Origin of the sequence: Clostridium sp. J1101437_171009_A5, assembly GCF_015547905.1 — a bacterium.
GTDB lineage: Bacteria > Bacillota > Clostridia > Oscillospirales > Oscillospiraceae > Pseudoflavonifractor_A > Pseudoflavonifractor_A gallinarum.
On sequence record NZ_JADMVY010000001.1, the window covers coordinates 282,733 to 296,006 of the forward strand.

The following is a 13,274-nucleotide window of genomic DNA, read 5'->3' on the forward strand; positions in this document are numbered from 1 at the left end:
TCTATAAAAGTAAAAATCTGCTATTTAGTGCCGTCGAACGGCTCAGAATCAATATCTTGGTTTATTTTATCGCTCTTTTGCCTGTTGGTCAATAGCTCACGCCGGATTTCTGCAAAGTTTTGGAACATGCGGGTGCCGAACACCACCACGGCCGCCAGATAGAGTGGGATTCCCATCTTCTGTCCCAGCCAGGCCAGAAAGACCGCGATGAGGGTATTTCCAATGGCGCCGGAGAGAAAGATCCCCAGTTTGAAGTGACCCTTGATGCGGGCATTGCAGCCGCCAAAGGCCGAGTCCAGCGCACCCAGCAGACCTGCCGCCACATAGAGGGAGGAGGAGGCCGGGAAAGTCCAGGGGCACAGCCACCCCAGCAGAAGGCCCACTGCGAGGCCGATGAATTCCAGTTTCAGCATCAGCCCTCACTCCCTTCTTCCCCGGTGGCCGTGGGGGTACTCAGATAATCGGTGGGGATGGTCCCGGTATACTTCTCGATCAGGAGCTTTTCACTCATCTGTACCGTGACGTTGATCTTCCACTGGCTGAGCACATCCACCACGCCGCCCCGCATGGTCAGCGCGTTGTAGAGGGTGGTGGGATCGCCGATGGCATAGATGATGAAGGGGGCGGCAAAGCGCTTTCCGTTGACCATGACCACCGAGCCGGCACAGCGGACCTCACTGGTGGAGAGGATGCGCTCTCCATTGAAGGAGATGGCCTGGGCCCCCGCGTCCCGCAGCTCGTTGATGACCGAGAGCAGGTCGCTGTCATGGATGAGATAGTCGGCCTCATCCCCGGTGGTGTTTTCCGCCTTGGAGTCGCTCAGGATGACGGACACCCCCGGCCCCTCCACGTCGGTCAGCCCCGCTACCATGGACAGGTACTCCACCTCCGCCTTGAGGGCGGCACTGCTCTCTCCGGAGACCGCCGCGTCCCGGTACTGCTCCAGCTCTTTCTGCGTCTCCTCCAGACGGCTCTTCAATCCGTCCCGCTCAGTGGTCAGATCGTTATAGAGCTCCTGAAGGGTCTCCAGACGGCCGGCACTGGTGGCGTCCAGCGCCGTATTGAGCTTGACGCTCTTGAGCTGGACCGCCAGCAGAAATCCCAGGACGGCAAAGGCCGCCACCACCGCGAACTCTCCGCGTTTGCGTCTCTTTGGCATATTTTCCTCCTTCTACCCCGACCGTTGGGGACAAGCTGATTTAAGCCTCCGGCGCGGGGCTTGGGCTGGGCGAGGGCGAGGCCGTGCTCTCCTCCCCGGTGGAGGAGCTCTCCGTCTCATCCCCCGGCATCCAGCGCTGGGCCAGCAGCCAGGCCTTGTTTCCCTCGGAGGGGAGGTGCAGCGTACCGCTCACCGTTCCATTCCGGGCGCTCAATTCTTCCAGCGCCCGCTGGAGCCGCCAGGTCTGGTTCCCGAAGTCGTCAAAGAGGGGCATCTCCACCGTGAGGGTCCCCCCGTAGCCAAACCGCACCACATTCTCCGCGGTCAGGTCGATAAACTCGGTCACCTGTCCGGCCATTCCTCTGGCCTGGAGGGCATTGAAGAGGGCCATAAGGCTCTCCAGCTTCTTTTGCTGCTCCTCGCCCACGGCCAGCTTGCCTCCCACCGCCGGGGAGAGCGGGTCGAGTCCGGTCAGCACCGCCCGTCCCTGGGCCAGGGAGGCATCTCCCTGCTCCAGCAGTTTTCCGCGTACATCCAGCAGCCACCAGTTCCCTCCGCTCTCCAGTACGGCCACCGGAGTGCTCTCGGTCACCTTGAGCACCAGCGTATCGGGCAGCTTACGGCTGATGGTGATTTCATCCACATAGGGGAGCTGTGTCAATACCTTGTGGGCCATGTCGAACTTGTTGAGCTGGAAGAGGTTTTCCCCCTGCTCCACGCCGGTGGCGGCGATGATCTCCGCCTCGGAATAGCGGGTCTCCCCCACCACCACGATCTCATTGACCCGGAAAAAGACGATACAGCCCGTGACGATGGCAGCCAGGATGAGAAAAAAGGACAGCACTTTATAGAGGATGCCGAAGCGTCCCCGTCTGCGCCTTCCCCGTCGTTTTCTTCTCGCCGCCATTTGTCTGTCCTCCGCTGTTCTTCTCCTTGGTAAGCCCCGCCCCGGGAGCATCGTCCACTCCCGGGGGTCTCCCGTTCCGGTCTGCTACCGGCCGACCGATGCGGACGGCTCGGACTCCTCTTCCGCTCCGCCGCGGGTGATCTGGGCCCCCAGTTCGCCCAGGGCCTCTTCCAGGTGCCAATAGCCCCGGTCCAGATGCTTGAGACCCGTGATGACACTGCGTCCCTCGGCCGCCAGAGCGGCCACCACCAGCGCGGCTCCGCCCCGTAGATCGGCGGCCTCCACGGCCGCGCCGTGGAGCTCGGGCACGCCGCACACCACGGCTACCCGGCCCTCCACCCGGATATCGGCTCCCATCCGGGCCAATTCGTCCACATGGCGGTACCGGCTCTCAAAAATATTCTCCACGAAGAGGGTGGTCCCCTTTCCCTTGCAGAGGGCCGCCATCAGCGGGGGCTGGGCGTCGGTGGGAAAGCCGGGATAGGGGGCGGTATGGATGGGGCGGCTCCCAAAGAGGGGGGCGCCGCTGCTCAGGCAGACGGCATCCCGCTGGCTGACCACCCGGCAGCCCGCCTCCGCCAGGACCGACGTCACAGTGGAGATGTGCCGGGGGTCCACTCCGGTCACCGTCACTTCGCCTCCGGCCGCCGCAGCCGCCGCCAGATATGTACAGGCCACGATCCGGTCCCCCATGACGGTATATTCCCCGCCGTGCAGGGGCCGGCCGCCCTCGATCACCACCATGGAGGTCCCCGCGCCCCGCACACTGGCGCCCATGGCCGTGAGGAAGCCCTGGAGATCCACGATCTCCGGTTCCCGGGCCGCATTGCACAAAATGGTGGTCCCGGGCGCCGCCACCGCCGCCAGCATGGCGTTCTCGGTGGCCCCTACGCTGGGGCGGGCAAAGATCACTTCCCGGCCCTTCAGCGCACCCCGGCAGTACAGGCGTCCGCCCCGCTCCTCGATCTCTCCCCCCAGGGTACGGATGGCCTTGAGGTGCAGGTCGATGGGACGGGGTCCCAGCTCACACCCGCCCGGAAAGGAGAGGTCGGCCTCCCCCATCCGTCCCAGGATGGCCCCCAGGAAGATCACGGAGGAGCGCATCTCCCGCATCAGGGCGTGGGGAACGTCCCAGCGTACCGGGGCCGTGGCGTCCACCGTCACGGTGGTCCCCTCCTGGGTGACCCGGCAGCCCAGATGGCGCAGGATCTCCAGAGAGGCCGTCACATCGGACAGGGGCGGGCAGTTATGGATCACACTGGTCCCCGGCGCCAGAATGGCGGCAGCCAGGATGGGAAGGGCGCTGTTCTTCGCCCCATGGACGCGGACTATGCCGCTCAGCGGCCGTCCGCCTTCAACGATCAAAGCACTCATGGATTCCGTCCTCCGCAACATTGGTTTGTTGGTTTTACAAACCATCCTATGCAGAGCGGAACCATCGGTGAAAAACCTTATTTCCGCGTCAGAGCCAGAAGGGTCTTGTAGATCTGCTCGCTGGCATCGGGCACCGCCATGTGCCGCAGGGCCTCTCCCATGGCGTCCCTCTTCTCCTTGTGGGTGAGCAGATCGGCGGTGATCTCATAGAGCTTCTGGCCGGAGGACTCCTTCTCCGGCAGCAGCACGGCGCCGCCCGCCTCGGAGAGGACCCGGGCGTTCTTGGTCTGATGGTCGGCCACCACGTTGGGCGAGGGGACCAGCACCGACGGCTTGGCGATGGCGGTCAGCTCCGAGATGGTGGAGGCTCCCGCCCGGCAGAGCACCAGGTCGGCCGCCGCCATGACCACCGGCATGTCGTAGATATACTCCCGCACGTCGATGGAGGGGTGATCCTTCAGATCCACACCCAGCTCCTTCAGCGCGGCGCACACGTTCTTATAATCCCGGCCCGCGCCGTGGATGTGATGGAAGGGCTCCCCGGCCTTGCACTCCAGGGCGATGTAGTCGGCCATCTGCCGGTTCATCACCGACGCGCCCAGGCTGCCCCAGACCGAGACCACCACCGGCCGCTCGTCGATGATGCCCAGCTTGGCCCGGGCCTCCTTGCGGGTGTACTGGAAAAAGTCTCCCCGCACCGGGGTCCCGGTGACCACGACCTTCTCCGGGCAGTCGTAGTGGCTGCGGCTCTCCTCAAAGCCCACCATCACCTGATCCACCACCTTGGACAGGGCCTTGGTGGTCAGGCCGGGCACCGCGTTGGACTCGTGGACCGCAGTGGGAATCCCCTTGGCCGCCGCCGCGTTCACGATGGGATAGGAGGCATAGCCACCCGTCCCCACCACCAGATCAGGCTGAAATTCCTTCAGGATCCGCTGGGCCTGCTTCTTGGAGCGGCCCATGTTGACCACAGTCTTCAGGTTGTGTCCGATGGCCGCGGGGGTAAAGGAGCGGCGGAAGTTGGTGATGGTCACCGTGCGCAGATCATAGCCCTCCTTGGGCACCAGACGGGTCTCCATGCCGCCGTCCGCCCCCACGAAGAGCACCTTGCAGTCCGGGTCCCGGAGCTGAAAAAGCCGGGCCAGCGCCACAGCGGGATTGATGTGTCCGGCCGTGCCGCCACAGGTAAAGAGTACGTTCATCTTTCTCACAACCTTCTTGATTCTCTGTATCTTGCACCGGTGCTATCCCTGCTTGGCTGCCGGGATCTGACGGGATACGCTCAATACCATCCCCATCTCGGCCAGCTGGATCATCAGGGCGGTGCCGCCGTAACTGAAAAATGGGAGAGAAATGCCTGTGGTGGGAATGAGGTTGGTCACCACCGCGATGTTCAGAAACACCTGTCCGGCCAGCAGCGTTATGATACCCACTACCAGCAGCGCGCCGAACCGGTCCCGGGCGTGGATGGCGATCCAGAATCCCCGGATGATGAGCAGCGCGAAGAGGAAGAGGATCACGCAGGCCCCCACCAGACCCAGCTCCTCACAGACCACCGCAAAAATGAAGTCGTTCTCGGGCTCGGGCAGGAAATCAAATTTCTGCCGGCTCTTGCCCAGGCCCACACCCAGCAGGCCGCCGGAGCCGATGGAGAGCAGGGACTGGATGATCTGGAAGCCGTCCCCTCGTCCGTTCATGCCGTCGTTCCAGGGGTCTCTCCAGATCTTGATACGGGTGGACTGATAGCCGCTCATCATCAGCAGGAGCAGCCCGGCCAGGCCGGCCGCGCCGCCCACAAACCAGTAGAGCTTGATTCCCGCCGCAAAGAGCACCGCCGCGCCGCCCAGCATGATGAGGATGGTACCCGACATGTGGGGCTCCAGCATCATAAGCACCGCGATGGAGAGCAGGATGGCCCCATAGGGCACCAGCTCCAGAAAACCGGTCCGCTGCAGCGCGGTGAGCGGACCGCTCCAGTAGGAGCGGGGATTGATCCGCCGGGGTTTTTCCGTGTTGCGCTTACAGAGCCGGGCGGAAAAATACATGATGACGCCGATCTTGGCCACCTCAGAGGGCTGAAAATTGATGGGGCCGATCTGAATCCACCGCTGGGCGCCCACCGTGGCCTTACCAAAGCCCAGCGGGGTAAAGACCAGCAGCAGCAGCACATAGGCCGCGCCCAGTACAAAGACCGACATCCAGCGGAAGGACTGATAGTTGATCTTGGTGACCACATACATGGCCACCAGTCCCGCCACCGCAAAGCCCGCCTGCTTGACAAAATAATAGGTAGGGTTATTATGGGCCGTCTTGGCGTCATAGAGCGCCGTGGCATAGGAGGCGGAAAAGACCATGACCACGCCGATCACGGTCAGCATGACCACCAGCATCAGAAAGGGCAGGTCCACCGGCCCGCGGGCCAGCTGTTCCTCCACGGTCAGGTCTCGCTTGTGTTTCCGCGCCAAAGAATCGCCTCCTTGCTCTTGGCCCCGCCCGGACTTCCGGGCAGATTATACGGGAAAACGGTTGGCCACACCCAGGTAGGCCAGCACACAGAATACCACAGTCACGCTGGTAAAGACCACCACCAGCTTGACCTCGCTCCAGCCGCCCATCTCAAAGTGGTGATGGAGGGGCGCCATGCGGAAGATCCGCTTGCCATGGGTGGCTTTGAAATAGGTGACCTGGATGATGTCGGAGAGGGTCTCCGCGATGTAGATGATCCCCACCAGGATCAGGATCAGGGGCATATCCAGCGCGAAGGCCAGGCCGCACACCATGCCGCCCATGAAGAGGGAGCCGGTGTCGCCCATAAAGACCTTGGCCGGATGGAAGTTATAGATCAGGAAGCCCAGCAGTCCGCCCACCAGAGCGCCGGAGACCACACCGATCTCCCCGCGGTCCCACTGGACCGCCACAATGGTGAAGAACATGGCCACCGGCACGGTGACACTGCTGGACAGGCCGTCGATTCCGTCCGTGATATTCACGGCGTTGACCGTGCCCACCATGACAAAGGCGGCAAAGACCATATAGACCACCCAGGGCAGCTGGAAGGTCACGTTGACAAAGGGGATGTAGAGATCGGGGCTCAGGTACCCCTCATTGCGCAGCAGGATGGTAAACACAATGGCAGCCGCCAGCTGAAGGAGGAACTTGGGTCCGGCAGTGAGTCCGGTGTTCTCCTTTTTCTTCACCTTCATGTAGTCGTCCAGAAAGCCGATGGCGCCGAACACCAGCGCAAACAGATAGGTATACAGACCGCCCAGACGGCCCGCCATCAGGTCCTTCCAGCCGATGACCACCAGCACCACCGCGATGGCGATGATAAACATCAGTCCGCCCATGGTGGGGGTCCCCTGCTTGGTCATGTGCCAGGTGGGACCGATCTCCTTGATGGCCTGCCCCGCCTTCAGCCGGCGCAGAACCGGGATCAGCAGCCGGCCCGCCACGGCGGACACCACGAATCCCAGAAGGATGCTCAGGACAATACTCAAATCCATTCTTTTGAACCTCCGTACCTCTTTGTAATAAACCTGGATTCACTCACAAAGACGTATTTTATCACACACACGCTGGTATTTCCACCAAAAGGGTGGAGAAATATGTCACGAAATATCCCGCCCCGCAGAGGGGTTCTCTCCCCCTTTTGCCATGGCGGCCACCGCCGGGGCATCCGGGGGGAAGCAGGAGGCCACCTCCTCCCGCTCATCCAGGTGGAAGCGGATGCCCCCCACCTCCTGGTAGGTCTCATGTCCTTTCCCGGCCAGGACCACGGTGTCCCCCGTCCGGGCCAGGGAGAGGGCCAGCCGGATGGCCCTGCGCCGGTCGGGCTCCACCCGCCAGGGGGCTCCGGATGGGTCCATGCCCCGGAGGATGTCATAGATGATCTCCATGGGCTCCTCCGAGCGGGGATTATCCGAGGTCACCACCGCCAGATCCGCCAGGGCCGAGACCACCGCTCCCATCTTGGGGCGCTTGGCCCGGTCCCGGTCTCCCCCGCAGCCGAAGAGACAGATCACCCGTCCCGCCGTAAAATCCCGCACCGTGGTGAGGATGTTCTCCAGGGCGTCCGGGGTATGGGCATAGTCGATGAGGACGGTGTAGTCGGTGGGGGTTGGCACCACCTCAATGCGGCCCTTGACCCCCTGGGCGTGTTCCAGCGCCTGGGCGATCCCGTCCAGGGGAAGCCCCAGGACCAGGCCGCATCCGATGACGCCCAGGGCATTGTAAATGGTGAATCCGCCCGGGATAGGCAGATGCACCCGGGAAATTCCGCCCCGGATCACCGCCTCAAACTCCACATGTCCCGGGAAAAGCCGGATACACTTGGCCGTCAGGTCGGCGCTGTCCTTATTTTCCGAATAGGTGTAGCAGGGACAGGGGGCTGTGGCGGCGTAATACCGCCCGGCCTCATCGTCCAGATTGACCACCGCCCGCTCACACTGCCGGAAGAGCAGGCCCTTGGCCGCCCGATATGCCTCCATGGTCCCATGGAAGTCCAGGTGATCCTGGGTGAGATTGGTGAAGATCCCCACTGCAAAGGAGATCCCCGCCACCCGCTGGAGGACCAGCCCGTGGGAAGAGACCTCCATCACCACATGGCTGCATCCGGCGTCTGCCATCTCCCGCAGGAGCTTCTGGACCTCCCAACTCTCCGGCGTGGTGCGCTGGGCCGGCAGGCTCTCCCCGCCGATCATATTCCGGTTGGTGCCGATGAGCCCCACCCGGGCCCCCAGCACCTCCTCCAGAACTTCCTTGAGCAGATACGTGGTGGTGGTCTTGCCATTGGTCCCGGTGACGCCGATCACGGTCAGCTCCCGGGCCGGGTGCCCAAACCAGTCGGCCGAGAGTGCGGCCAGGGCCGCGCGGGCGTCGGGCACCGTGATCCACGGTCCCTCCCCCTCCGGCGGGTGCTCACACACCACACAGGAGGCCCCCCGCTCCACCGCTTCCCAGATAAAGCGGTGTCCGTCGGTACGGCTGCCCGGCAGAGCCACAAAGAGCTCCCCCGGCTGCAGCGTCCTGGAATCGTAACAAATTCCTGAAATTTCCATTTTAGAGTCAAGCGACGCCCCCAAAGGGGCGACGCCGGCCAGAAGCTGGCGTAATCTCATACTGTCACCCCTTTGGGTTTGTCGCTTCCATTCACTCTATGTATGGATTCTCTCTAAAATGTCTGTGAGATCTATTTTTTATCTATGGTTTGGTATCGGGTCAGATGCCGGTCCCGGCACCGCCGCTGGCGGTGCTCTGGATAAAGTGGACCTCCACCACGGTGCCCCGCTCCACCTGGGTCCCGGCCGTGATGGTCTGGCTCTCCGCCTTTACATCGCTGCCCACGGTGAGACCGGTGGATTTGAGGTAGAGTCCCGCATTGGTCATGGCGGTTTGGGCCTGCTCCCGGTTCATTCCCACCACATTGGGCACCGTCACCTTGTCGGTGGGCTTCTCCACGCCCATGTATAGGATGACCTGGCTTCCGCCCGGGATGGCCACACCCTGGGCCGGGATCTGGGCGGTGACGGTATCGCCCTCTCCTTCCACGCGCACATCCAGTCCGCTCTCCTTGAGGCGGGCCGTCGCGTCGGCCTGGGTCATGCCCAGCACGGAGGGCACCACCATATCCATGGCCGCCTTCTCCTCTTCCGTATACTGCTTGGCGACTCCCATATAGTCCAGGATATCGGTGAGCAGTTTGCCCGCCTGGGGGGCCGCCATACTGCCGCCGCTGATGTACCAGCCGCCGGCCGTGGTGTTGGCGCCGGGGGCCACCGGCTTGGGATTGTCATAGGCCAGCAGAACGATGACCTGGGGATCGTCCGCCGGGGCAAAGCCCAGGAAGGACACGATGGTGTGGTCCTTCTCCTCGGTCTCGGAGGAGCCGGTCTTTCCGCCGATCCGGTAGCCTGCCACATAGGCGCCCTTACCAGTACCCGGCGGCTTGACCACGCCCTCCAGAATGGAGCGGCAGCGCTCGCTGGTCTGCTCGCTGATGACTTGCCGCACCTCGGTGGGCTCGGTATGCTGGAGGATGTTCCCGTTGGCGTCGGTGATGCTCTCCATCACATAGGGCTTCATCAGGTGTCCCCCGTTGACCACCGAGGCCGCCGCCGTCAGAAGCTGGATGGGGGTCACCTTGAATCGCTGTCCAAAGGAGGCCGTGGCCAGGTTGGTGATACCGTTGGCGCTGGTAAAGAGGTCCTCGGACCAGAACACGCTGTAATTGGGCTCTCCCATCATGTCGATGCCGGTCTGGGAGAGGAACCCGAAGTCCTCCACATACTCGTAGAACTTCTCCGCCCCCAGCCGCTGCCCGATGGCGATGAACGCCGGGTTGCAGGAGTTGGCCACCGCCTGGGCCAGGGTCTGGGTCCCATGTCCCGTCCGCTTGGAACACTTGATGGTCCGGTCGGCCACGGTGGCCGATCCGGTACAGACAAAGGTGTCGCTCTCGCTGACCACGCCCTCCTCCAGGGCGGCGGCCAGCACCATGGATTTAAAGGTAGAACCCGGCTCATAGGGCTCGTTGATGGCCTTGTTGCTCCACTGCTCATAGAGCAGCTCCGTGCTCTGTTTGGAGCGCTCCTCGTCGCTCAGGCTGGAGTCGTTCTTGATGGCGTCCAGCTTGGCGGAGAGGACCGGGTCGCTGATGGTACGGGGATTGTTCAGGTCATAGGTGGGCGAGTTGGCCCAGGCCAGGATGGCCCCGGTCTTGGGGTCCATGGCGATGGCAAATCCGCCGTCCTGCACCTCAAATTTCTCGATACCCTCAGCCAACACCCGCTCGCAGTAGTACTGGATGGTGGCGTCGATGGTCAGGTGGAGGTCGTTGCCGTCAATGGCGTCCTCATAGTCCTCATACCGGTAGAGCATCTGGGTTCCCCGGCCATTCTTGGCGGTGACCACACGGCCCACCTTGCCGCCCAGCTCCTCGTCATAGATGGCCTCCATGCCGTAGGCGCCGTGGCTGACCGTGTTGTTCTCATAGTTGACCCAGCCGATGACCTGGGCCGCCAGGCTGTTGTTGGGGTAGTAGCGCTTGGAGCTGGGCTGGACATAGATGCCCTCAGAGAGGCCGTTTTCCGAGGCATAGCTCCGGACCTGGTCGGCCACATCCCGCTCCACCTGGGACTTGATGACCTCATAGGCCGAGTTGGTCTTGGCCAGGCGCTTGAGGATCTCCTCCTGCTCCACCCCCAGAATGGCGGAGAGATTCTCCGCAATGGACTCATTCGTGGGTTCCGGATAGTCCGGCATGAGCTTTTCCCGCTTCTCCGGGTCGCTCTCTGCCTGGGCCTTTTCCACCTTCTCCCGGTATTCCTGCTGCCGCTCGATGATCTCCCGGGGGGCAAGCTGGATATAATAGGCCTCGGCGCTCATGGCCAGGGGAGAACCCTTGCTGTCATAGATGGTCCCCCGGTTGGCGGTGACGGCCTGGTCCCAGGTCTGCTGATCCAGCGCCTTGGCCTCCAGCTCGTCATGCTGCACGATCTGAAGGCTGTAAAGGCGGATAAACAGCGGGATAAAGGCCACCACACCGCACACCACCATCAGGAAGAGGGTGCGCATCAGGATGGTCCGGTTGGCTTTTCGGTCCGGCTGCGGTCGTTTTTTGTCATTTCTCATGCCGTTCTCCTTGATATACTGCATGAGGGCGTAAGAAAAGTGAAATTTTCTTACGCCCTCGCCGGAAGGCTGCCAATCCTGGGCAGCCCGGTTCTCTTTTTTGGGGTCTGCAATGTACTATATGGAAGGACTCAGCGGAAATATTCCACCACTTCGCCCACGATCTCCTGAATGCTCCGGATCACCCCTTCTACCCCTTTCACCGGGGCATCCTCCGTCAGGAACTCAATGGCATCGGGCTCCGAGAGATCCACATAGCAGATCTGACTGTCATCCGGACGGATCATACTGCCGTCCGCCGTGAGCTTCTGCTCAATCTCGCTCAGATCATAGGCCAGGGCATACTCCGCCCGGAGCTGCGCCTCATCGCTCTGAAGGGTGGTCATTTCCCGCTTGAGAGAGACCACATCGTCCGAGATCTGCGCCAGCTGGACATAGCTCATCAGAAGCAGCGCGGCAAACACGGCCACCGCCGCAAAGCCGACCACCGCAAAGATGGAGACACGTCCGGCCTCCCGTACCTGTACCCGGGGGCGGGAGACAGCCCGCTCTCTGGGGCGGACCCGGGGACGGGGCTCCAGTACCTCCGCCCGCTCCAGACGGCGGGCAGCGGAGCCATCATAGGCAGTTCCCGGTATCCTCTGGTACGCAGATCTCGTTTTACGCTTGGCGATTGAGGCCATGGGAACCAACTCCTTTTCTTTCGTAAGGCGATCCCCCGGTTCCGTGGGATCACAATTTCTCCGCCACCCGAAGCTTGGCGCTTCTGGCACGGGGATTCACTTCCAGCTCTTCCGCGCCTGAGACGATGGGCTTACGGCTGACCAGCCGGATCACCGGCTTCTTTCCGCATACGCACACCGGGAAATCCGGCGGGCAGGTGCACCCCTTGGCAAATCCGGCCAGGGCATTTTTCACGATCCGATCTTCCAAAGAGTGGAAGGAGATCACCGCCAGCCGCCCACCGGGCTTGAGCCGGGGCACAGCGCTCTGAAGCATCCGGTCCACCGAGCTGAGCTCATCGTTGACCGCGATGCGGATGGCCTGAAAACACCGCTTGGCGGGGTGCTGCTTTTCCTTAAGGGCCTTGCCCGGCATGGCCGAGCGGATCACTTCCACCAGCTCCAGCGTGGTCTCGATGGGCCGCTCTGCCCGGCGGCGCTCAATGGCCGCGGCAATGGGGCCGGCATAGCGCTCCTCCCCGTACTGGGAGAAGATGCGCCGCAGCTCCTCCCGGGGCCACTCGTTGACCACGGTGCGGGCCGTCAGAGTATCGCTCTGATCCATGCGCATGTCCAGCGGAGCGTCCGCCATATAGGAAAAGCCCCGGGACGCGTCGTCCAGCTGCGGGGAGGATACGCCCAAGTCAAAGAGCATTCCATCCACCGCCGGGATCTTCAGCCCGTCCAGAATCGCGTCGATCTCGCAGAAATTGCTATGTACCAGGGAGACCCGGTCCATCCAGGGACCCAGCCGCTCCTGCGCGGCGTCCAGCGCGGCCTGATCCCGGTCCACGCAGATGAGCCGACCGGTGGTCAGGCGCTTTGCGATCTCCCGGGAGTGGCCTGCCCGGCCCAGGGTACCGTCCAGATAGATCCCTTCCGGTTTGATGTCCAGCCCCTCGATGCACTCATGCAGCAGCACAGGAAGGTGGGTAAATTCTGCCATACCGGAGCGGTCTCCTCTCTACGTATCTCTGTATCTTCTCCGCCCGAACTCAAAGCCCCAGCAGGAGCATGGTCTCCGCCACCTGCTCCGGGGTGAGCTCGCGCTTCTTCTTCTCGTTCCAAGCCTGGGCGTCCCAGATCTTGGCCTTGTCATTGTTGCCCACCACGACGATGTCCCGGGTGAGCCCCGCATAGTCCCGCAGATCCTGGGGGATCAGGATCCGCCACTGGCTGTCCGGCTCACACCGGGCGGCGTTGCCGAAGATCACATCCATGGCGGCCGCCTGGCTGCTGGGCAGCTCGGCCACCCGCTCCTGTAAGCGGCGCCAGGTGGCGTCCGGATACATCACCAGGTATTTGCAGATGCCGGCGGCGTCGCGATTGGCGCCCACCGCCACGTGGAAGCTGGGGCCCAGCTCCTCCCGGAGCTTGGCTGGCAGGAACATGCGGCCCTTGGCATCCAGGGTATGCTCGTAGGTGCCGGTCATGCTCCGCTCACTCCCCTCACCGGAATGGGATTTTGCTCCCTATTCCTCCA

Annotated in this window: 12 protein-coding genes; all 12 read right to left on the reverse strand. The window is 62.8% G+C overall.

Features of this window, described 5'->3' with window-relative positions; genetic code table 11:
* Window positions 1-20: 20 nt before the first annotated feature.
* The 12 genes from I2C21_RS01500 to mraZ all read right to left on the reverse strand — a co-directional run bounded on the left by I2C21_RS01500 (window position 21) and on the right by mraZ (window position 13,224).
* The gene (locus I2C21_RS01500; RefSeq protein WP_101693527.1) at window positions 21-413 is read right to left on the reverse strand and encodes a small basic family protein; all 393 of its coding nucleotides are present in this window, start codon (window positions 411-413) and stop codon (window positions 21-23) included.
* Window positions 413-1,159, reverse strand: coding sequence for a DUF881 domain-containing protein (locus I2C21_RS01505; RefSeq protein ID WP_101693528.1), 747 nt, complete (start codon window positions 1,157-1,159; stop codon window positions 413-415). Before I2C21_RS01505 ends, I2C21_RS01500 begins: the two co-directional genes overlap by 1 nt.
* Window positions 1,160-1,199: 40 nt before the next feature.
* Window positions 1,200-2,066 carry a cell division protein FtsQ/DivIB gene (locus I2C21_RS01510; protein ID WP_180956884.1) on the reverse strand — a complete coding sequence of 289 codons (867 nt, stop codon included), beginning with the start codon at window positions 2,064-2,066 and terminating at the stop codon, window positions 1,200-1,202.
* Between the two features lie 84 nt (window positions 2,067-2,150).
* Entirely contained in the window at window positions 2,151-3,440 is a 1,290-nt protein-coding gene (gene murA / locus I2C21_RS01515) for a UDP-N-acetylglucosamine 1-carboxyvinyltransferase (protein ID WP_195278321.1), read from the reverse strand.
* 77 nt (window positions 3,441-3,517) lie between these two features.
* The gene (murG, locus tag I2C21_RS01520) at window positions 3,518-4,642 is read right to left on the reverse strand and encodes an undecaprenyldiphospho-muramoylpentapeptide beta-N-acetylglucosaminyltransferase (protein ID WP_195278322.1); all 1,125 of its coding nucleotides are present in this window, start codon (window positions 4,640-4,642) and stop codon (window positions 3,518-3,520) included.
* Window positions 4,643-4,684: 42 nt separating this feature from the next.
* On the reverse strand, window positions 4,685-5,905 hold the full coding sequence (locus I2C21_RS01525) for an FtsW/RodA/SpoVE family cell cycle protein (protein ID WP_235964174.1): 1,221 nt from the start codon (window positions 5,903-5,905) through the stop codon (window positions 4,685-4,687).
* Window positions 5,906-5,950: 45 nt separating this feature from the next.
* Window positions 5,951-6,943 carry a phospho-N-acetylmuramoyl-pentapeptide-transferase gene (gene mraY / locus I2C21_RS01530; RefSeq protein WP_101693532.1) on the reverse strand — a complete coding sequence of 331 codons (993 nt, stop codon included), beginning with the start codon at window positions 6,941-6,943 and terminating at the stop codon, window positions 5,951-5,953.
* 105 nt (window positions 6,944-7,048) lie between these two features.
* Window positions 7,049-8,557 (reverse strand): UDP-N-acetylmuramoyl-L-alanyl-D-glutamate--2,6-diaminopimelate ligase, encoded by a 1,509-nt coding sequence (locus tag I2C21_RS01535; protein ID WP_195278323.1) that lies wholly within the window; start codon window positions 8,555-8,557, stop codon window positions 7,049-7,051.
* A gap of 100 nt (window positions 8,558-8,657) precedes the next feature.
* Window positions 8,658-11,093 (reverse strand): penicillin-binding transpeptidase domain-containing protein, encoded by a 2,436-nt coding sequence (locus I2C21_RS01540; RefSeq protein ID WP_286167180.1) that lies wholly within the window; start codon window positions 11,091-11,093, stop codon window positions 8,658-8,660.
* 107 nt (window positions 11,094-11,200) lie between these two features.
* A complete protein-coding gene (locus tag I2C21_RS01545) occupies window positions 11,201-11,752 on the reverse strand; it encodes a hypothetical protein (RefSeq protein WP_101693534.1) in 552 nt (183 codons plus the stop codon).
* Between the two features lie 49 nt (window positions 11,753-11,801).
* Window positions 11,802-12,737, reverse strand: coding sequence for a 16S rRNA (cytosine(1402)-N(4))-methyltransferase RsmH (gene rsmH / locus I2C21_RS01550; protein ID WP_101693535.1), 936 nt, complete (start codon window positions 12,735-12,737; stop codon window positions 11,802-11,804).
* 49 nt (window positions 12,738-12,786) lie between these two features.
* Complete coding sequence (mraZ, locus tag I2C21_RS01555; protein ID WP_101693536.1) at window positions 12,787-13,224, reverse strand: division/cell wall cluster transcriptional repressor MraZ; 438 nt, start codon at window positions 13,222-13,224, stop codon at window positions 12,787-12,789.
* Window positions 13,225-13,274 lie beyond the last annotated feature (50 nt).